Source organism: Croceitalea sp. MTPC6, from assembly GCF_036985525.1.
Lineage (GTDB): Bacteria > Bacteroidota > Bacteroidia > Flavobacteriales > Flavobacteriaceae > Croceitalea.
Genome location: NZ_BTGR01000001.1, coordinates 223982 through 244947 on the forward strand (window position 1 = coordinate 223982; position 20966 = coordinate 244947).

Below are 20966 nucleotides of genomic sequence, written 5' to 3' on the forward strand. Positions count from 1 at the left end.
TGCTTATGAAGCGAAGAGATTTTGTAATCCGTTCTAGTAGTGCCGTTATGGCCTCAACCATAATGTATCCAACAATTCTTAAAGCTAAACCTAGCATAAACATTGCTTTGGTAGGAGCAGGAAGACGAGGAACATGGGTCCTGGCAAAAATGATAGAAACTGGCAGGGTCAACCCTGTAGTTCTATGTGACGTTTGGGGTGAACAAATAGATCGGAGCAAAGAATTTCTTAAGATCAGTTCTATTAAACAAAGCTATAATTTAGATGAAGTACTCAAAGATTCAAAAATTGATGCGGTCATTTTAGCTACCCCAGATCATTTACATAAAGATTATGCGGTTAGAATACTAGAGGCTAAAAAGCACCTTTATTTGGAAAAACCAGTGACACTTAAATTTGGAGAAGGTGAAATAATACAAAAAGCAGTCTCTAAAAGTGGTATGATTTGTCAAACGGGAACTCAACAACGAAGCAGTACTATGTACCGTCGTGTAAAACAGGAATTCTTCTCTGGTACAAAACTATTAGGTGAGGTGGTTTTTGTAAGGGCAGTTTGGAGTGATTTTGGGTGGCAGCGAAGGGTTATAAAACCAAGGCCAATTCCAAAAGATTTTAGATGGGAAAAATTTTTAGGAAATGCTCCAAATATTCCATATGAGTGGGCTAGGTACACCGCTTGGAGAAATTACAAAGAGTACGGTGCAGGTATTCTCTCGGACCTATTAACGCATTGGGCCGATGTAGCACAATGGATGATGGATGACGAAACCCCTACTAATGCGGTAACAACTGGTGGGATATATCATCTTAATGATGGCAGATCAAACCCAGATACCGTTAACTCAATAATATCCTACCCAAAAAATTGGAATCTCTCTTTCGAATGCAGTGTATTACCAGTTAAGAACTCTCATGACTCTGTCCTGTTCTTAGGTACCAAAGGTAATTTAGAGTTGTTTAGAGCTGGTTATATTTATACTCCGCACGGCCAACCCCCTCGAGTCTTTAATAATGAAGAGGATTTAGACTTAGTGCATATCAACAATTTTTTAGATGCCATTGAAAAGGGTGCCAAACCATTGGCACCCATAGAGGTTGGTCTGCAAGCTGTTACACCTTCACATCTTGCTACCGCAGCTTATTGGTCAGGAGAACGCATGAAACTTAATGAGGATAAATCTAAAATTGTTGAAGCATAAGTACACAAACTATATTATCCTAACCAAAAAGAAATATAAATAGAGCCAGTATTGCGCAACAAAGACCTGTTTCATTATAAGAAAAAACAAGGAACCCTAATCGTACTTTCCTTTATTTCTATTTACATTGTTTGGGGATCAACCTACTTATTAAATAAAATTGCTGTTACAGAATTAGCACCATTTTTCTTAGCTTCCATTCGTTTTATAATAGCAGGGATTTTAATATTTATTATTGCCGGCCTTTTGGGGCATTCCTTAACAATAACCAGGAAGCAGCTTATAAATACTGCTTTCTTGGGCTTTGTATTTCTAAGTTATGGAAATGGTGTAGCCGTTTGGGCACTAAAATATATGGATAGCAGTTTTGCCGCTTTAGAAATATCTGCCCAGCCCTTAGTTATATTATTGATGATGTATGTGCTACAAGGAAAAAAAATCCAGCCGATGTCCATTTTTGGCGTAGTCTTAGGGGTCGTTGGAATCTATCTTTTGGTGAGTCAAAAAGAAATTTTAGCACAAGAGAACTCGGTCTTGGGTATTTTAATGATTTTTTCGGTAATGCTTTTTTGGGGATATGGAAGTCTTTACGTTAAAAAAGCTGATTTACCATCCAACTATTTTGTAAATACTGGATACCAAATGTTTATTGCTGGGGTTTTCTTGGCAATCATGAGTTTGATGTTCGCTGAGGAATGGTCTTGGCCACAAACATGGCAAACAGACACACAATGGGCAATGGTATTACTCATAGTATTTGGAAGCATCGTTGCTTTTACTTCATTCAATTTTTTATTAAAACATGTATCTCCAGAAAAAGTAGCTACAAATACCTATGTTAACCCAATAGTGGCCTTGTTTTTGGGGTGGTTATTTCTGGATGAAAAAATTACACTACAATCCATTATTGCCGCCATAATTCTATTGGCAGGGGTTTACTTCATTAATTCCAAGAAGAAGCTTATGCTTTTTGAAAGGTTCAGAAAATAAGCCTTTTCTAGTCAATGTACATTTCAATACAAAGATTGTCCAATTCACTACATTCCTTTTTTTCAAAGACCATATACTTTCCATATTTGCTTCATCAATCAAATAAGAGTTTATTCATCACCCGATAATCATCGGTACAAAAAACGAACAATCATGAATCAGTTATCAAAAATCATCACGTCTTTTCTCATTAAAATTATTTTTATTCTCCTCCTATTAAGTTCTAGTATAGGTAATGGGCAGAAAAAGAGTACCTCGGTAAATATATCTTCTAATGGGAAAACCTCAATTTCTGTTAAAAATGGTTTTGGAAATAATTTCTCTGTCGAATATAAGGGAGAAATTACTTTGTCCGATGACGATACCGATGTAATCGCTATTTCTGAAAATGGTTATATGGAAATAAAAAAATCTGCCTTTGGAAGCCGAAGAAAGATATTCATAGAGCCAGATAACTCAGGCAGGCTTACAAAGAAGTATTATGTAGGAGGTTCACAGAAAAGTTTTGATGCTGAAGGTAAAAAATGGCTTTCAGAAATTCTGCTTGAGATAGTAAGAACCACCACACTTGGAGCAGAAAAAAGAGTTGACCGAATGTACAAACAAGGTGGCTCTTACAAAGTACTTAAAGAAGTAGGCAATATTTCCAGTGAGCATGTAAAATCCAGATATGTAAAACTACTATTGGATAAAGATTTAAAGGAGAAAGATATTATCTCTGTTTTGAACACTGTAGGTGAAGACATAGATTCTGACCATCATATCGCCAGTATTTTAAAACATAACATTAAGCACTTTATTATCTCAGAAGGGGCTACTGCTGCTTACATTAAAACAGCTGGAAAAATAGACTCTGATCATCATAAGGCAGAAGTCTTAAAAAAATCTATACAGAACGGTGATATTTCAGACACTCAAATGAAAACACTGTTCATTATCGCTAATGACATAGATTCTGATCACCATAAAGCAAGTGTTTTAAAGGAAGTGTTAAACCGTCGTTCCTTAAATCCGGAAAACATGAAGCTTTTAGTTAATACTTCAAAAGGTATAGATTCTGATCACCATAAAGCTTCAGTGTTAAAAAAAGCCTTGAATATTAACGGATTATCAGAAAGTGTTCATAATTCACTATTAGCTTCCATAAGCGATATGGATTCTGACCACCATATAGCTAGTGTATTTTCGGAATTACTTCGTAATAAAATGGATTCTGGTTCATTGTCCAACCTACTAAGACTAGTTGAAGACAATATGGATTCCGACAATCACCAGGCCAGTGTTTTAAAGCAAGTAGCAACTAAGCAGAATATAGATAGTACCGTTTTACCAGCTTATTTAGAGGCTTTACAAGAAATAAGTTCTGACCATCACCAGGCTGATGTTTTTAAGCAATTATCTAGACAAGAATTTGAAGATTCACAACTTTCAAAAATTCTTTTAGCAACTAAAAATATTAATTCAGATTTTCATAAGGCAGAAACACTTTTAAGTTTTGCTTCTGAAGTAAGAAATAGCAGCAGCAATGTTAAAAATGTGTATACAGAAGCTTGTAAAGATATTTCTTCAGAATCTCACTTTGGAAGAGCATTAAAGGCAATCCAGTAGTAAAAATACAATCAACCCAACCAAGACCACATCTAATATCTCCAGAATAGACGTGTTATAGTTCTCAGATTATGTCTATTTTGGTGATATGGAGTGGAATTATAAAACCATTATATACCAGCCAACCGTGCAAAAGCATGTCACCATATTCCTTACGGGATTCTTTTTGGGTATCTTACTCTATACTTTCTTGCGGTTTAACGAGTCCCAAACTACGTTAGAATTTATCTTGAGCGGGGTTTTAGGCATTTTAATCAGTTATTCAGTACATTTTTCCAATTCAAAACTAAACACGCTTATTTCGTTTAAAAAACTCCCTGGTATTCGTATCCTCTTTGGAGTAATCTGGGATTTAGTTCTCAGCTTTTTAATAGTTACCATAGGGTTTTGGGCATACTCTAATATAATGAATCATGAGTTTTCATTCCAATCACAATCCAATTTGTTTATTAAAATTTCTATTCTATTGTTTTGTGCGGCAATTTTATACAATGTCATATACTTTGCTCTTTACTCATACAACCACTATGCAAAAGTACAGGTCAAAGAATTGAAATTAGAACGTAAACAAGCAGAATTACAACTGAGCACATTAAAATCACAGCTTAGGCCCCACTTCTTGTTCAATAGTATTAATGTACTTACATCACTATTCCATAAAGATGTAATACTTGCTGAACAGTTCATAAGGGCACTGGCAAAATCGTATGAGTATACCTTGGAGAATTACAGGGCTACTTTAGTGACTGTTGAAGAAGAGGTACATTTTGCCGAAGCATATCTTTTATTGCTCCAAACACGTTTTGGAAAATGTTTTAGAGTGAATTTTAATTTGGATGAAGAAACACTACAAACTTTTATCCCTCCACTAACATTACAATTATTGGTAGAAAATGCTTCTAAACATAACAGCTTTAATGCTCAAGAGCCCCTTACCGTTAGTTTATATAAAGAAGGTGACAACTTAGTAGTGTCAAATCCAAAAACAGAAATCAAAACAAATATCAAGTCAACAAAGCTTGGACTAAAGAACATTTCTGCTAGGTATGCGATTCTAATCGGTAAAAAAATTACAATTGAGGACTCCGATAATTTTACGATAAAACTACCTATCATAAATAAATGAAAAAGTTATTTATACATAACACTATTTTTCGGCTATTGAGTCCCATATTCAATGGGGTTTTGGTTTATTTACTATTGTTGTTGATAAACAATACCATAGACCAATTACAAGAGACATTTATAGGGCAGGAGCTTTATGTATGTATAATTTTAGCATATCTAATTCAGGAATTTTCCAGGCTTTCTTTGTTGGTGTTTAAAAAGTTAAAGCATCCGAAATCCTTCTTTGCGCGTCTGCTATTACAGGTCTTGAGTTCAATTATAATGACCGTTATTTTAGTCTCGGCAGCAATGCATTTGTATTTTAAATATGTGCTTTCCTACACTTTAAATAGTAGGGAATTGATTATTTTTAATTCAATCTTCATCTTTATTACAATCATTTATGTGATTTTATATTTGGCACATTTTTATTTGCACAAAGTAAACAAGGAAAAGATTTCTAGAGAGGTATTGGCAAAACATGACATCGAAGATGATTTTCAAGAATTTAAAAGAGGGATTAATCCAGATTTATTATTTGAAAGCCTTGAGGCATTAATAGTATTGATGAAAAAAGATGCAAATGCCGCGGAAGGACTTGCAGATAATTTTTCAAGTATTTATAGGTATATCATCACCAAGAAAAATGATGAACTAGTGCCGATACAAGAAGAAATGATTGTTTTACAGGAGTTGATAGAACTGTTGAATCATTTGCCATATCGTAAAATTGAATTGAAAAGCACTATTTCCAATTCAACATCTGTAGTGCCAACCTCACTCTTAAAAATCATTGAAGCTATTGTTAAAAGTACAGTAGTTTCAGAAAACGAAACGATAATTGTCTCGGTTACAGAACAGGAAAATGGAGTAAAAGTCAGTTATCAACATGAGGAAAAATTAAGAGTCCCTTTAACAATCAAAAGCCTGGAGGAAATATCAAAAAAATATGCTTTTTACACAGATAAAGCATTGCAAATTGTGGAAAAAGGACTTTTAAAATCCATTGTACTTCCAAAATTAAGCTATCAAGAAATTATATAGCCTATGAAAGTTGTAATCATAGAAGACGAACACTTAGCTGCTGAAAAGCTGGAACGCTACTTGCTTAAGTATAATGCAGCGATAGAAATTTTAAAGACCTTAGCGTCATTAAGTGAAGCAATACCATGGATAGAAAAGCATAAAGAAAATGTGGATTTATTCTTCATGGATGTACAATTAAGTGATGGACTAAGTTTTGAGCTATTCTCACAATTGTCCATAAATAAACCTATCATCTTTACAACTGCTTTTGATGAATTTGCTGTGGATGCTTTTAAAGTCAATAGCATTGACTATTTATTAAAACCCATAACCTTTACTGCACTATCCGCAGCATTAAAAAAATTGGACAATATGCAAAGGCAATTCAAAACCTTTGAAGATGGTGCTCCAATACTGAAAAAGTTAAGCCAAAAATCATATAAAGATAGGTTCGTGGTTAAAATTGGAAACCATATTAAATCTATATCGTGTACTGATGTTATAGCCTTTCAAGCTGAAGGCAGAGATGTGTCCATATTGACTAAAAAAAATAAAGAGTATTTAATTGAATACAAAATGGAGACCTTAGAAAATTTAGTGGACCCAAAACAGTTCTTTAGGGTAAATAGAGGTTTTATGGTGTCTTTAAATTCAATTAGAGATGTAACCGTGTATTCCAACAGAAGATTAAAACTCTCATTGGAACCTAATGTAGACAAAGAAATTGTGGTCAGCAGAGAAAAGGTAAATAGCTTTAAACAATGGTTTGAGGGGAACTAATTTTAACTTAATTCTATAAAATTGGTTTAGTTTTTGATGTGTTTTTTTAGTAAATTAGAATGCCATGAGAAGAAAAAAAACATATCACTTTGTTTTAGCTATAATTATTTCAATACTCTTGCTAAGTTGCGCCAGTAGTTCTAAAACTACTTATTCTGAACAAAATATAGATGAATTACATAGTCTTGTTGAAGGGAAAAAGTTTGAGATAGAATCTACATGGGCTTATCCTTTGGCATCATTTGGACTTAACAATTTATATAATGCAGGGCTTTTTCCAATTGGTAGTAACTCTAATCAAATAAACTTGATAGGCAATCCAAATTTCTTAAAGATAGAAGGGGATAGCATTAAAGCTCACCTTCCGTATTTTGGTGACCGCCAGCTTTCGGCAAACTACAATAGCCAAGACATTGGTATAGAGTTGGATGGACTTATGGAAGACTTAAAAGTTGATTTTAATGAAAAGAAAAAACGATACGAATTACGTTTTCAGGCTAGTCATGATATCGAAACTTATCAAGTTGCCATTAATATCTTTCCTAACAAACAGACCCAAATGAATATTAACAGCACGCATCGTACAAATATTGCATACAGAGGAGATATTAAAGCTGTGGAATGATAAAATATTTCTCTATTTTCATTGGCTCAATTTAGCCGTAACAATCCATGTCCAGAAGACAATTTATTAAACAGTCAGGAACATTAACTGCTGTCTCTATTATCCCAATTTCATGTTTTTCAACTAGTGATAAATCAAAATATAAAATGGGGCTTCAAGCATTTACTATTCGTGATGCTATGAAGAGAGATTTAATTGGGAGTTTAAAAACGGTGAAATCTTTGGGTTATGAAGATTTGGAGTTATATGGTTTTAATTCTGTTAAAGAAACATATTATGGCCATAGCACAAGTGACTTCAAAAAAATATTAAGCGATATTGGGCTTACTGCATCTAGTTGCCACTATGGGTTTTCCGATTATTTTGAAGCTTCACCAGAAGAATTAAAAACTTATGTGGACAAGTGCATCAAAACAGCAAAAGAATTAGATTTAAGCTACGTCACTTGGCCATGGCTACAACCAAAATACAGAACTATTGAAAATTTCAAACTTCTTGTTGAGAAATTAAACAGAATAGGAGAGCAGGTAAATAGCTCAGGGTTAGGCTTTGCATATCATAATCATGATTTTGAATTTTTAGACCATAATGGGGAAATTGGATATGATATAATTATGTCCAGGACAGACCCAAGTTTGGTAAAACTACAACTAGACCTTTATTGGGCAGTACAATCATCAAAATTGAATCCAGTTGAATTAATTGCAAAAGACCCCAAACGCTTTGTGATGTGGCATATAAAAGATATGGACAAAGTTACTCGGGATTATTCAGAATTGGGGAATGGCTCCATAGATTATCATAAAATGCTATCCCAACTAGACCAATCGGGCTTAGAATACTATTATTTGGAACAAGGTGGTAACTTTGCGACCAACTCCATTCAAAGTATTACGGACAGCGCAAATTATTTTAAAACCAACTTACAACAATACCTATGAGAACAACTAGTATTACTCGCATTTTAATTTTAGCACTTATAGTAAGTCTTGGTCATTCTTGTAAAGAGAAGGCGTCCAAAGAAGAAAAACAAGAAGTGGTTCAGTATGACGAAGCAGTTTCTAAGTTACCAATAGATAGGTTGAAACTCCCTCACGGTTTTAAAATTGAAGTTTATGCAGATAGTATAGACGGCGCACGTTCTATGGCTATGGGTGATGATGGGACTTTGTTTGTTGGAACTAGAAATGATAAAACCGTGTATGCAATACAAGATTTAGACAATGACTATAGAGCTGATCATGTAAAAGTTTTAGATTCCACTTTAGAAGTACCAAACGGAATTGCTTTTAAAAATGGTTCTTTGTACGTGGCTGAAGTAGGAAGGCTTCTCAGATATGATAGTATTGAATCCAAATTGGACAGTCCGCCAAATCCAGTTGTAGTTTATGATGATTATCCAACGGAATTTCATCATGGGTGGAAATACATTGCTTTTGGTCCAGATAATAAATTGTATGTTCCCGTTGGAGCCCCATGCAATATTTGTGATTCCACGGTTGTGGATGAAAGATATGCAACTATTACTCGTATGGACCCAGACGGCAGCAATCGAGAAATTTATGCCAAGGGAGTTAGGAACACGGTAGGTTTTACCTGGCACCCAAAAACAAAAGAACTTTGGTTTACAGACAACGGACGTGATATGATGGGTGATGATATTCCTCCTTGTGAATTAAACCGAGTCACAGAAATAGGTCAGCATTTTGGTTACCCCTTTTGTCATGGAGGAACAGTAAAAGACCCAGAGTTTGGAAACCAAAGACCCTGCGAAGATTTTGTGCCACCTGTACAGGCCATGGGTGCTCATGTTGCGCCATTGGCCGTTAAGTTCAACACGAAAAGTATGTTTCCTGAAGCGTATGCCAACACAGCCTTTGTTGCAGAACATGGTTCATGGAACAGAAGTAAAAAAGTTGGTTATAAAATAGCTTTGGTAAAATTGGAAGACAATAAGGCTGTTAGCTATGAAACCTTTATAGATGGTTGGTTAAATGACGAAACGCAAGAAGCATTTGGTAGACCTGTTGACCTTTTGTTTTTAAAAGATGGGTCACTTTTAATTTCTGACGATTATGGAGACGCCATCTATCGAGTGACTTACAGTGATAATCGTGTAGCTAGCATCAACTAATTCGGCATACATTTTTGAAAAGAATTAAAAAATATCTCAAGCGTATGTTTTGGACCGTTCTAGCCATAGTAGGACTACTAGTCATTTTATATTTTCTTTTTGTGAATTTTTATCCCAGTTTTGGTGGTGATATATCAAAAGAACAACAGCTTGAGTTTGCTAAATCTGACAATTACAGAAACGGACAATTTGTCAACAAAAAAGATGTTCCAAAAGATTTAAGTTTTGGAGAAACCCTAAGTTTAACACGTAAATTTTTCTTCACTAAAGTACCAAATGGTAGCCCATCCGAAGATATAGAAGTACAAAAAGTAGATTCTACTGAAGTTGCTAATTATAAAAGTGATACGCGTTTGATATGGTTTGGGCATTCCTCATTTCTATTACAAATAGATGGAAAAAATATTCTAATTGATCCTATGTTCGGTAAAGTGGCGGCACCACACAACCTATTGGGAACAAATAGATTTAATAAAGAAATGCCCATTGTAATTGAGAAATTACCTAAGATAGATTTGGTATTGATATCCCATGACCATTATGACCATTTAGATTATCCATCCATTAAGAAACTAAAGGACAAAGTTGGAATGTTTTATGCCCCTTTGGGTGTTGGGTCACATTTAAAAGCATGGGGTGTTGGAAAAGAAAAAATCATAGAGTTTGATTGGTGGGAAGAGAGGCTTTTTAAAAATCTAAAATTAGCCTGTACTCCAGCGCAACACTTTTCAGGCAGAAAATTTAATAATAGGCAGAGTACTTTATGGTCTTCATGGGTTATAAAATCAGAAACAGAATCCTTATTCTTTAGTGGTGATAGTGGGTACGCTCCCCATTTTAAAGAAATAGGAGAGATATATGGCCCTTTTAACTTTGCTATGTTAGAATGTGGGCAGTATAATAAGATGTGGGCAGACATACACATGTTCCCCGAAGAAACAGCACAGGCTGGGCTGGATCTAAATGCAAAGCTAACAATGCCAATTCATTGGGGTGCATTCAAATTAGCACTACATGATTGGATAGAACCCGTTAAACGTTTTAAGAGTAAAGCAGAGGAATTGGGTTTAAACTACATAACACCACAAATTGGACAGGAAATTATAATAGGTGAGGTAACAGCAAAACCATCTAATTGGTGGAACCAATAAGCCCGAAAAGCCAATATTAGCTCTAAAATTCAAGAAAAAAGCCTTTCTTTTTAGATTAGACTTTTTTATTAGCTTACCTTTAAGTCAAATCAATAAATTTTTAAGTATAAATGGGGAGATCTCAACAGACCTACAGTAAAAGTGAAAAAGAAAAAAAACGCTTAAAGAGGCGTGAAGACAAGCAAAAGAAAAAAGAAGCACGTAGGGCTGAAGCAAAGGAAAATGGTGGAGGCATCCCATTGGCCTATGTTGATTTTAATGGTAATCTAGTTGATACACCACCAGACCCCTCCATGAAGGTAGAAATAGAAGCTGAAGACATTGTTTTGGGCATTCCTAAAAAGGAAGAAGGTGACGTTGAGGAATTTGACCCAGTAAGAACCGGTAAAGTTTCCTTTTTTGATACTTCAAAAGGGTTTGGGTTTATTATCGATTCTGAAGACCAAGAAAAATACTTCTGCCATGTTAGCGGTCTTATTGATGAGATAGCTGAGAATGACAAGGTCACTTTTGAACTAGAAAAGGGCATGAAAGGTATGAATGCCGTAAAAGTCACCCTTATCAAATAAGTTCACTTATCTATATTGAGTTACAATTTGTGTTCCTTTTTAATATCTTTAGAAAGACATAAACAGTAATGGATTTTAATATTTATCTTCTGTTCTTTTTTAGTGCCCTTGGTGTACTCAATGGGCTAATTTTAGCTGGTTATTTTTTATTCTTTGCTAAACCAAAGCACATTTCAAATACTTTTTTAGGACTACTCTTTTTAATTCTGAGCATAAGAATTGGTAAATCTGTTTTCTTCTATTTCATGGTGGATCTTTCAGGTGTGTTTATTCAAATCGGAATTACTGCCTGCTTTTTTATTGGTCCTTTTTTGTATTTCTATATTAAATCAGTAATGCGGCCCATAAACAATATTAATAGAAGCTGGATATATCACATTGCATTTCTCTTGCCACTTATTTTGATTGTAGGTATTAGATATCCTTATTTTGATCACCTTCATCTATGGCAAGATTATTTTATGAACCTTGTCTATCTTGAGTGGTTTTTATATTTAATTTTTTCTGGGGTCTTATTGGTTCCAGCTTTTCAAAAATTATTTGATAAAAGTCTAAGAATGAAAGCTATTGATATATGGGTAATCAATGTATTTGTTGGTACTGCTCTAATTTGGATTGCCTATTTTTCATCCTATTATACATCATACATGACCGGTGCAATCACCTTTTCATTGCTAACATATCTCTTAATTTTGCTCTTGGTTTTTTCACGAAAAAAACAATCTGTTCTTTTTAAAAATGCATTTAGTTATGTAGATAAGAAGATAGAGGAAACTAGAGCTACGGAATTGCTAGAAAGCCTTGATGAATTAATGCGTACTAAAAAATTATACAAAAATGCTGATTTAAAGTTGGCGGAAGTTGCTAAGCAAATAGCGCTCAGCACCCATCAAATGTCTCAATTACTTAATGATAACCTAGGAAAAAGCTTTCCGAATTGGTTAAACGAATATCGTATTCATGAAGCTAAAGAATTAATTCGCTCTCATGATAAATACAGTATCGAAAGTATAGGGTATGAATGTGGTTTCAATTCTAAATCTACTTTTTACACTGCTTTTAAAAGGATTACCCAAACCACCCCATCACAATTTAAAGAAGGGCTTTAGTTGCTTTCTTGTATTAATTTATAAATCCGTAGTTCGGATTTATAAGCTTCAACTATTTTCTGCCGTCAATGTGTCAAATTAGGGTCAAAATTTGATATAATGAGAATTATCGTTTCATACTTGATTTTATTCAGCTTATTCCATCAAACATCATTAATAAAAGCAAATGAATTAGAATCTAATCAAACCAAAAAAATAATTTTTGTAGTATCCAATGCTCATTTTTACGGCAATTCTAAAATTAATGCTGCCAATCATTTTGCTGAAATTGTATTGGCATATGATGAATTTAAAAAAGCTGGGTATAAAATTGATTTCGTAAGTCCTAAAGGTGGTGCCGTACCTCTTGGATACATCCAGACTGCGAATCCATTAATTAAGAAATATTTGTATGATTGCGAGTTTTTATCAAAACTTAAAAATAGAGAAAAACCATCCGTAATAAATCCCGTGGGATATATTGCCATTTATTATGTGGGTGGTGGCGCAGCAATGTTTGGTGTACCGGATAACAAAGAAATCCAAAAAATTGCTCAGGTAATCTATGAGCAGCAAAACGGAATTATATCCGCCGTCTGCCATGGCACAGCTGGGCTTGTTAATATTACCACTTCAGATGGGAAATATTTGGTAAGCGGTAAGAAAGTAAATGGCTTTCCAGATCTTTTTGAGGACATGAAGGCACAATACTATCAAGAGTTTCCATTCTCTATTGAGCAAAAAATCATAGAAAGAGGAGGGGAGTTCCCACATTCAAAAAATGGATGGGACAATTATACAATTACAGATGGTAGGTTGATTACTGGGCAAGATCCTACTGCTGCTGCAACTGTAGCTAAAAAAGTTATTGAAGCACTTGAATTAAATAAGAATAAATAAATAGCTCATCAATATGAAATCACTTTTTTTTAGTCTATTCCTAATGCTCATATGTGTTGGTTCACAGGCACAAGAAAACAAAGTCTTAAAACATGAATTGGATACCATTTTTAAAACATGGGACAAGCCAGAAACACCAGGTCTGGTTGGAGCTATAGTAAATAAAGGAGAGACTTTTTATTTGAAAGCGGTAGGGACTTCAAATTTAGAACATGACATAGCCGTAACACCGCAAACCAAGTTCTTAGTAGATAAGCTGTCCAAACAATTTACAACATTAGCAATCCTAATACTTGTAGAACAGGGCAATATTAAAATGAACGACCCTGTTCAAAAATACGTGCCACAATTACCACCTTATAATGCAACTCTGAACATAGGACATGTAGTGAACCATAGTACAGGTTTAAATGACTATACTGTTATCAAATCTCTTTTGGGTAAAAGCGCAATAGAAGATTTTACCAATGAAGAGGCCCTAGAATTGATAAGTAGTCAAACTTCGTTGAATTTTACCCCCGGAACTGACTTCTCGTATTTTACCTCAGATACCGAGAGTTTGCTCATGACAGCGATTATTGAAAAAGTCTCAGGGAAATCGTTAGCAGAATTTACCAAAACAAACATTTTTGAGCCACTTGGTATGCAAAACACCTTATTTCTTAATGGGTCTGAAATATTGATTAAAAACAAAGCGGCATCATATTCAAGAACTGAAAGTGGAATTATTAAAAACCCGGTGAGAATAAGCACAACAGGCCCAACAAATTTATACACCACAGCTGAAGATTTAGCCATTTGGTATGCACAATTCCACAAAAGTACAGGAAACCTATCCAAGCTGATTCAAAAGCTAGATTCCCCTGTTCAATTGAACAATGGAAAAACTAATAACTCTTATTGGGGTAGAATGACCCTCGGAAGGGATTTTTGGCATTATGAAAGAGGACTGGAGTGTTATTGGATGTTTGGTGTAATAGGTGGTTATGGCGCAAATGTGTTCCGTTTTCCCACCGAGCAAGTAACCACCATTGCCTTGGGCAATAATATGCAATATAATGGTCAGGCAGCAATGCAAATGGCAATACATTTTTTAGAAGATATTTACCCTGAACCCCCATCAATTGATTTGAATGCTATATCCAGTACAAAAGTAAGTAGAAAGAAAATGAACTCTTATGGAGGGCATTATTTTTCTGCAAAAGGTGGTAGAACACGAAAAGTAACGTTAAAAAATGACACATTAAGGTTATCTGCTGTAAATGGCGATTATGAGACACCTTTGATACCATTAAGCCAGACTAAGTTTCAACTAGCCGTGGAAAGTGATGACAAGGTTTTTATCAACTTTAAAAACGAAAATGGTGTTAAGAGCTATGAGGTTGTTTCCGGTGTCGCACATCCCAATCAATATATAGCCTATCGACCAGTGTCATATTCTGTAAATGAACTCGAACAGTTTGTTGGTAAGTTTAAGCAAAGGGAAATTGATTCTGAATACGAATTTAAAATTGAAGACGGCAATTTATTTACAGAGCATGAACAGCATGGTAAGATTGTTTTTAGTTCCGTTAAAAAGGATATTTTCACCAGTGAACTATTAGCAATGGGTAGTATCCATTTTCAAAGAGATGAAAAAAATGAAATCAACGGTTTCACAATCTTTACTGACGGTGTAAGTAATTTAACATTTTTCAAGAAAAATACTTCCGCCATGTAAGTGGTCGTATTGAAGAGATAGCTGAAAAAGACAAGGTCACTTTTAAACTAGCTGTTTTTTCTTCGGAATTATAAATCTATAGACCATTTTATTTTACATGCTATAGTTTTTCGAAAGTTTGAGGTAGTTTAGTTTTAATGGTAAAACCTTCAATCTTAAAAAATCGGACATGCATGAAAAATATACTTTTGGTAATCTTTGTTTTTATTTCATTTCAATTCACTACAGCTCAATCAGAAAATGGATTTAATTCTCTTAAGGAAAAATCAAACGCTCTTCTTGAAGAATGCGTCACGTACAATGAAACTGTTGGTATTACAGCAGGTATATACATTGACGGAAAGATAGAGTGGATTGGTGCTGTTGGCTTTATGGATTTAGAGAATAAGATAAGGATAAATGCAAATACGCTTAATAGAACTGCCTCCATTGCAAAACCAATGACAGCAATTGCCATTCTGCAGCTATATGAGCTAGGAAAATTAACTTTAGACGACCCAATTCAAAAACACCTACCCTATTTTCCAAAAAAGGAAGAAGGTGAAATCACAATAAAACACTTATTGACCCATACTTCGGGAATAGGAGCATACGAATCCCAAGAAGAGGCTTTTCCAACGTATAATTATAATTCATTCGAAGAAGCAATTACAATTTTTAAGGATAGACCTTTAAAACATTCACCTGGCTCTAATTATTCCTATACTACTTATGGGTATGTAGTTTTAGGGGCAATAATTGAAAACGCCTCTGGAATTAGTTATAGGGATTACATGAAACAATATATATGGGACAAAGCTGGAATGGCATATACTGATGTAGAACTATATGGAAAGCAATATCCAAACAAATCAAAATTATATTATAAAAACCCATCTGGAGAGTTTGTTCCTGATACTGTAACAAATTTAAGTGTGAAAGTCCCTGGCGGGGGATTCTATACAAGTACCGAAGACTTACTCAAGTTTGGTGAAGCTGTCATAAAAAATAAATTAATTAAGCCTGAAACTTTTATTATGATGATTACTGATCCAGGAGTTAAGACTTGGAGCAATCCATATGCAATGGGTTGGTATATATATGGAGATGAAAATAACAATGCAGGACATATTATTGGGCATAGTGGGTCACAGTCTGGTACATCTACTCAGTTAATGATCAATTTAGATAAGGAGATAGTCGTTGCAACTTTAGGCAATACTTCAGAATGCTGGAATCAAATCTACGATGTCACCAACAAGTTACTTTCTACAGCTTCAAATCCAGAAACAATTAAGAAGCCTTTACCTAAAGTAATTTCTATTTCAGCACAACATCAAGAGAAACTTGTGGGTAATTATGTAGGTGAGAACGAAAGGGTAAGACGTATTACAAAAAGAGATAATCAATTATATATTTACCTAAACAATGATATAAGATTTAGACTTTATGCTACATCGAACAATAATTTTTTTATAAGAAGAGCCGACATCACTGTCAATTTCATTAAAAATGAAAAAGACGACAACTTCAATTTAAAAATTATTGATAACGGAGAAACATATACATATAAAAAAGTACAGGAGTAAGGACGTTATAGTTAAAAAAATAAATTGATAATGGATTTTTATTTTATATAGAAAGCATATTTCTTAGAATTTATATTACTAACTGAATGAAAATAGGGCCGTTGTGAGACAGTATCCAAGATAAATGAATACCTATTTTACCACGAAAGACAATTTAAACTCCTCATAATTAGCTTGCTCACTTTTTGTAGATATTTCATTGTCGAACACTTGGAGTAGATTGTTCCCGGCCAAGTCATCCAGTCTTTCATCGAATAAAAGCGAAAAAGTTCCTTTAACCCATTTTTTATTGGGTTTGAAAATAAGCTGTTGATCACCATTAGTAAGATCCCATTGTCCGTAAACTAGGTTCTCTTGAGAATCATATACAGTTACTTTTTGAGTTGCACTCATAAAATCCAATGCTTTACCGGTATTGATAACTAAATCAGATGTAGTATTAGCAAGAGGAGCCGTAATTTCCCAAGAAGCTATTTTTGGCTTTTCTCTATCTGGCTTCATAACACGAAATTGATGACTAAAAGGATTTTGCATGTTAATACCGTTCTGGTCCTTTAAACGATTACTTACAACCAAAGTGTAGCTTTCACCAGGACTAAAAACCTGCCCAAGTTCTTCATTTGGTGAAAGTCCTCTCTTTTGCCTTCCCGGTTCGATCCAGAGTGTTAGTAGGGTGCCGTCTGCAGAAATCAAAACATTTTCTAATGGTAGGATTGCCCGATCTACTATAATTCCTCTAGAGCTTATAAAATAGATATGGTCATAAACGTTTGCAAGGTTTATAGGTCGTGAGAACTGAACATGAAACTTTAAGATGTTTGCAGGGAGCTCTGTAGCTCTTGGATATATAGCATTTACCGATAAAAACTGATAGTCTTTTGGAGTTTCAATTTTAAAATATACAATCGAATCTTTATATGCTAACGAGTATTTTTTTTCGTAAGCAAAAGGTACTATAGGTTCAAAATAATGTATTTCTCCATCTCTGTATAATTGACCAATTATAGGAGCTGAACTTTTAGCCTCCTGCAGCGTTATTTCCCCGTTAAAAACTAAAAACTCACTTTCATCAAAAGCACTATCAATACATTTAATATTGTTCTTTTTAAACACAAAAGAAGGTGGGTCTTGCGAAAATGACACCCAACTAGTAAGGACTATAATTGGTAAGTAAATATAGTTTTTCAAAGGATACAGAAAACTAATTGATCCACCAATCACTTCCTTTTTTTAGGGCTAAGTTACCATTGGCTTCTCTTTGTATCATAACATAACCATCCTCAAGATTATCAAGTTGTTGCACATTTACAAACGGCATGTTTACATACGCCACACCTTCAGTGGCACCTTTAATGGTTACAGGATTTGTCATTGATTGTTTATATGCCTCTATATCGGCAAACTTCATTCTCATCAGTGGGCGGTTTGTGTTGGCTATAAGTAAAAATCTTTTCTCTCCACTGCCAACCTCAATCATATCAACAGGTGAATTACCACTACCTAATTCGGCAACGGTTCTTCCCTTATTATGTCTACCAAGTTCTATTTTCTCCATTGGGAACAATACCAACGGTGTACAGGTGTATCCAGCTACTAGATGGTGTTCGTTACCAACATTGGTAGCTAAAAAGGCTTTGATTGGAGCATGCGTCTCATACTTTCCATGTGCAGCATGATAAATTTCTAAGCTCCCATGTGCCTGCTTATTCTCAAAAGGAAAATTTATTACTCTGAATGTAGATGCAAACTCCTTGTTGCTCAATCCAGATACCATTACTTTTCCTTCGGAGTAGCCAATGTCGGCTACAGCCCATTTACGAAGGTCTCTATCCCGTCTGTCCTTTGCACCCATAGCAATAGGGTCATCTAACGAAATTTTACTGAATGACACTGCTGTTAATGGAACTTGTTTTAATGTATTGTCGATTACTTTAAAGAGCAAAGATTTACCAGAACTATGATTGACCGAAACATAAATATTATTGCTGGATGGGTCTACGACCATATCCGTAATCTGTAACTCATCGGTAGCACTACCAATCATATCCGCCAATAATTGATCTATTCTATCAATTCTTAATTTACTATGGTCCATTTTTGTTTGTCCACTTAAGTCTACTGCAACTATTTGGGCAGATTTGCTATCACCAATAAACAAAATACCTTCTGGACCAAAAGCCATACTATTTATAGAGCTAATTTGAGGATTCCCAGTAGTAAAATTACCCTTCAACGAATCGCCAGCATATACGGTACTGAGGCAAAAACAGAAAATCATTAACAAGAATCGGGTTGACAGCTTTTTCATAATTATAAATATTAGTTAGTAGAACATCTTAAAATTAAATAAAATGCTAATGGTCAAGCGTTAAAGAAATGCCAAGAGGTTCTTAATTTCTTTCTGCTCCACTATTGTATTATAACAAGGGAGCATTTTATTTTCTTCATTTGCTTTAACTTTAATGAGTTAAAACATCTAAAATCATATTTTAATCGTATCAGTAATGAACTAACTTTCATTATTGAATTGTGTATCTAACTTACCCTAGCTTAAACAAGCTAATTTACGGAGTTCTATTTCTAGTTTTCTTTTGCCATGAAACTACGGCACAGGAAAACCTACATTACAAAGGGCCGCTTACCGTTGGTAAGTACAAAGGGGATGCAGACTATGGTTATAAATTAATAGAAGGCGACACTGTACTAAATGGCAGCTTCAACCTAAAAAAAGCAAATCTTGATTCTCTTCTAAAAAAACAAGATTATTCGTTTGATTTTGCTGGTAACTTTCAAAATAATTATCCCACGGGATATTGGAAGTTCCAATTTGGTGAATTTCAATCCAATAACCAATCACAAGTCATCGATTATCAATATCGAGTTGCAATTAACGGTGTTCAAGAAAAAACTTCAGGTAAAATAGTAAAAGGTAAGCCTAATGGTTCTTGGACATATACGGTTAGCAAGATTGAAGATTCTAAAGTATCCCAAACACTTTTTAAAAGTAGTATTGATTTTAACAATGGAGTTCCCCAAAAGAGTTTTCGTGTAGAGAATGATAGTTTAATATTGGCCGGTCGTTTTTTGAGAAATGGATTGGCCCATGACGAATGGTCCCTTTATGATTCCTTTGGTACAGGCGCTTCAGAAAATTGGATATTCTCCAATGGGCTTTTAAACCAAATCCAAACTGAAATAGATGGAGATAGCAAAAATGAGACTATTTATGGCACTTTTTCAGGTACCACAAAAACTATAAACCTTGATGAAAAATATATTAAAGCCATAGCGATCTATCAATTTGCCAATTCAGGTTTTGATAACACAGTAGGAGGGAAGATGCAGCAATTATTGGCTCAGAATGCTGCTTATTACAAGAAAATTGATGATATTCTTTCTGAACTTGGAGAGTCTTCTTTTCTGCCCGAATTCAAAGTCAAAGTTCCATATTTCCAATTAACAGAAGAAGAGCAGCAACAATTAGTCCTGATTTCTGAAAATTATGAAGCTGCAAATGCCATAAGCACTTCTTTTTTAGCAGACACACAACTCAATATCTTAAAACTATCTGATAACAATGCGGCTTTTCAATATGAAATAATTAAAAAAATTGCAGAGGATTTTTTAAAGCCCATTGGGAAATTATTAGGCTACAATGACCAGGACATTATTGAATTTGCACCAAGACAACAACTAATTCAAAAGCTTTGGTCATCAGGAAAACCTTCTGCCACTATTGATGTTGTGATAGTGTCAGATACCACAAATAATACAAATCGCTCTTTCAGTTTAGATACAAAGGAAGAATTCGATTTTTCAAATAATGACTTAGGGAGTCTGGTTCAATTGAGCCTGTATGCAAGGGAAAGTTTAAGCTCCATAAAAAACAAACTGGAAGAAAGACTCACAAATGAAAAAAGGCAGCAGGAGCTTGTTAGTATTGAAGAGAAGTTGATAGCTAAGCAAAAAGAATTGCATATTCGTATCGACTCTTCAGCTAATAACAGTCCATCATCAATTAAAAAGGCGCTTAACATTCTAAAAGAGCATTCAGATGAAGCACTAAGTTCATATTCTTCATTATCAAAAATAGAATCCAAACTTATAAAAGCAAAGGAGCTATCGTCATGCTATGACCAGCTGAATGTATTAGCGGAAAACATTATCAAACTTCCTGAGCAAGAAGAAACTATCAAAATAAAATATCAAGATCGTATATGGAATCCATTTATGGCGACTCTTATGGACGAAGAGGTAAAAAAGCGCATCACTTCTGCTTACCGAAAAGTCTTAGTGCCTTATTTTTTGACCCACGCCCAAGAAGAATTTAAATGCAAAGATGCAAAAGCCTTGAATGTATTGATGAAAGATACCTACCAGCGAATGCTTGAACTAAGGGTAGAAAATACTTCAAAACTAGAGCGTAAACTAAGGAAGGAAACAGACCCTCTTAAGGTCATAGCTTTATTTGGACTTCAACCTATCAAAAAAGAGCAATAGT

General features: G+C 34.5%; 18 protein-coding genes. 16 read left to right on the forward strand and 2 right to left on the reverse strand.

From position 1 onward, the window contains the following. Positions 1-5: 5 nt before the first annotated feature. From AACP56_RS01075 to AACP56_RS01145, 15 genes are all read left to right on the forward strand, one after another. Complete coding sequence (locus tag AACP56_RS01075) at positions 6-1199, forward strand: Gfo/Idh/MocA family protein (protein ID WP_339334367.1); 1194 nt, start codon at positions 6-8, stop codon at positions 1197-1199. Between the two features lie 51 nt (positions 1200-1250). Continuing rightward, on the forward strand, positions 1251-2189 hold the full coding sequence (locus tag AACP56_RS01080; RefSeq protein WP_339334365.1) for an EamA family transporter: 939 nt from the start codon (positions 1251-1253) through the stop codon (positions 2187-2189). 153 nt (positions 2190-2342) lie between these two features. Beyond that, positions 2343-3797: a hypothetical protein gene (locus AACP56_RS01085; RefSeq protein WP_339334363.1), complete on the forward strand. Its 1455-nt coding sequence runs from the start codon at positions 2343-2345 to the stop codon at positions 3795-3797. 88 nt (positions 3798-3885) lie between these two features. Continuing rightward, the gene (locus tag AACP56_RS01090; RefSeq protein WP_339334361.1) at positions 3886-4923 is read left to right on the forward strand and encodes a sensor histidine kinase; all 1038 of its coding nucleotides are present in this window, start codon (positions 3886-3888) and stop codon (positions 4921-4923) included. Continuing rightward, positions 4920-5948 (forward strand): histidine kinase, encoded by a 1029-nt coding sequence (locus AACP56_RS01095; RefSeq protein ID WP_339334359.1) that lies wholly within the window; start codon positions 4920-4922, stop codon positions 5946-5948. The genes AACP56_RS01090 and AACP56_RS01095 overlap by 4 nt, the downstream gene beginning before the upstream one ends. A gap of 3 nt (positions 5949-5951) precedes the next feature. Further along, entirely contained in the window at positions 5952-6710 is a 759-nt protein-coding gene (locus AACP56_RS01100; RefSeq protein WP_339334357.1) for a LytR/AlgR family response regulator transcription factor, read from the forward strand. A 64-nt stretch (positions 6711-6774) separates the two neighbouring features. After that, positions 6775-7335, forward strand: a complete 561-nt coding sequence (locus AACP56_RS01105) for a DUF4251 domain-containing protein (RefSeq protein WP_339334355.1) — start codon at positions 6775-6777, stop codon at positions 7333-7335. A gap of 47 nt (positions 7336-7382) precedes the next feature. Then, positions 7383-8276 (forward strand): sugar phosphate isomerase/epimerase family protein, encoded by an 894-nt coding sequence (locus tag AACP56_RS01110; RefSeq protein ID WP_339334353.1) that lies wholly within the window; start codon positions 7383-7385, stop codon positions 8274-8276. Beyond that, a complete protein-coding gene (locus AACP56_RS01115; protein WP_339334351.1) occupies positions 8273-9469 on the forward strand; it encodes a PQQ-dependent sugar dehydrogenase in 1197 nt (398 codons plus the stop codon). Before AACP56_RS01110 ends, AACP56_RS01115 begins: the two co-directional genes overlap by 4 nt. A gap of 44 nt (positions 9470-9513) precedes the next feature. Then, on the forward strand, positions 9514-10620 hold the full coding sequence (locus tag AACP56_RS01120; protein WP_339334349.1) for an MBL fold metallo-hydrolase: 1107 nt from the start codon (positions 9514-9516) through the stop codon (positions 10618-10620). A 110-nt stretch (positions 10621-10730) separates the two neighbouring features. After that, on the forward strand, positions 10731-11189 hold the full coding sequence (locus AACP56_RS01125) for a cold-shock protein (protein ID WP_339334347.1): 459 nt from the start codon (positions 10731-10733) through the stop codon (positions 11187-11189). A 68-nt stretch (positions 11190-11257) separates the two neighbouring features. Next, the gene (locus AACP56_RS01130) at positions 11258-12298 is read left to right on the forward strand and encodes a helix-turn-helix domain-containing protein (protein WP_339334345.1); all 1041 of its coding nucleotides are present in this window, start codon (positions 11258-11260) and stop codon (positions 12296-12298) included. A 99-nt stretch (positions 12299-12397) separates the two neighbouring features. After that, entirely contained in the window at positions 12398-13177 is a 780-nt protein-coding gene (locus tag AACP56_RS01135; protein WP_339334343.1) for a type 1 glutamine amidotransferase domain-containing protein, read from the forward strand. Between the two features lie 13 nt (positions 13178-13190). Next, positions 13191-14897, forward strand: a complete 1707-nt coding sequence (locus AACP56_RS01140; RefSeq protein WP_339334341.1) for a serine hydrolase domain-containing protein — start codon at positions 13191-13193, stop codon at positions 14895-14897. Between the two features lie 173 nt (positions 14898-15070). Then, complete coding sequence (locus AACP56_RS01145) at positions 15071-16465, forward strand: serine hydrolase domain-containing protein (protein ID WP_339334339.1); 1395 nt, start codon at positions 15071-15073, stop codon at positions 16463-16465. A gap of 132 nt (positions 16466-16597) precedes the next feature. On the opposite strand, the gene AACP56_RS01150 is transcribed toward AACP56_RS01145, so the two are convergent. Both AACP56_RS01150 and AACP56_RS01155 read right to left on the reverse strand, forming a co-directional pair. After that, positions 16598-17653, reverse strand: coding sequence for a hypothetical protein (locus AACP56_RS01150; protein ID WP_339334337.1), 1056 nt, complete (start codon positions 17651-17653; stop codon positions 16598-16600). Positions 17654-17666: 13 nt separating this feature from the next. After that, the gene (locus AACP56_RS01155) at positions 17667-18773 is read right to left on the reverse strand and encodes a hypothetical protein (protein ID WP_339334335.1); all 1107 of its coding nucleotides are present in this window, start codon (positions 18771-18773) and stop codon (positions 17667-17669) included. Between the two features lie 221 nt (positions 18774-18994). On the opposite strand from AACP56_RS01155, the gene AACP56_RS01160 reads away from it, so the two are divergent. Beyond that, positions 18995-20965 carry a hypothetical protein gene (locus AACP56_RS01160; RefSeq protein ID WP_339334333.1) on the forward strand — a complete coding sequence of 657 codons (1971 nt, stop codon included), beginning with the start codon at positions 18995-18997 and terminating at the stop codon, positions 20963-20965. Position 20966 lies beyond the last annotated feature (1 nt).

Coding starts and splice junctions, on each gene's coding strand:
- AACP56_RS01095 (WP_339334359.1), top strand. CDS start 4,920: ATGAAAAAGTTATTTATACATAACACTATTTTTCGGCTATTGAGTCCC.
- AACP56_RS01105 (WP_339334355.1), top strand. CDS start 6,775: ATGAGAAGAAAAAAAACATATCACTTTGTTTTAGCTATAATTATTTCA.
- AACP56_RS01140 (WP_339334341.1), top strand. CDS start 13,191: ATGAAATCACTTTTTTTTAGTCTATTCCTAATGCTCATATGTGTTGGT.
- AACP56_RS01085 (WP_339334363.1), top strand. CDS start 2,343: ATGAATCAGTTATCAAAAATCATCACGTCTTTTCTCATTAAAATTATT.
- AACP56_RS01125 (WP_339334347.1), top strand. CDS start 10,731: ATGGGGAGATCTCAACAGACCTACAGTAAAAGTGAAAAAGAAAAAAAA.
- AACP56_RS01130 (WP_339334345.1), top strand. CDS start 11,258: ATGGATTTTAATATTTATCTTCTGTTCTTTTTTAGTGCCCTTGGTGTA.
- AACP56_RS01120 (WP_339334349.1), top strand. CDS start 9,514: ATGTTTTGGACCGTTCTAGCCATAGTAGGACTACTAGTCATTTTATAT.
- AACP56_RS01090 (WP_339334361.1), top strand. CDS start 3,886: ATGGAGTGGAATTATAAAACCATTATATACCAGCCAACCGTGCAAAAG.
- AACP56_RS01145 (WP_339334339.1), top strand. CDS start 15,071: ATGAAAAATATACTTTTGGTAATCTTTGTTTTTATTTCATTTCAATTC.
- AACP56_RS01110 (WP_339334353.1), top strand. CDS start 7,383: ATGTCCAGAAGACAATTTATTAAACAGTCAGGAACATTAACTGCTGTC.
- AACP56_RS01155 (WP_339334335.1), bottom strand. CDS start 18,773: ATGAAAAAGCTGTCAACCCGATTCTTGTTAATGATTTTCTGTTTTTGC.
- AACP56_RS01115 (WP_339334351.1), top strand. CDS start 8,273: ATGAGAACAACTAGTATTACTCGCATTTTAATTTTAGCACTTATAGTA.
- AACP56_RS01075 (WP_339334367.1), top strand. CDS start 6: ATGAAGCGAAGAGATTTTGTAATCCGTTCTAGTAGTGCCGTTATGGCC.
- AACP56_RS01100 (WP_339334357.1), top strand. CDS start 5,952: ATGAAAGTTGTAATCATAGAAGACGAACACTTAGCTGCTGAAAAGCTG.
- AACP56_RS01135 (WP_339334343.1), top strand. CDS start 12,398: ATGAGAATTATCGTTTCATACTTGATTTTATTCAGCTTATTCCATCAA.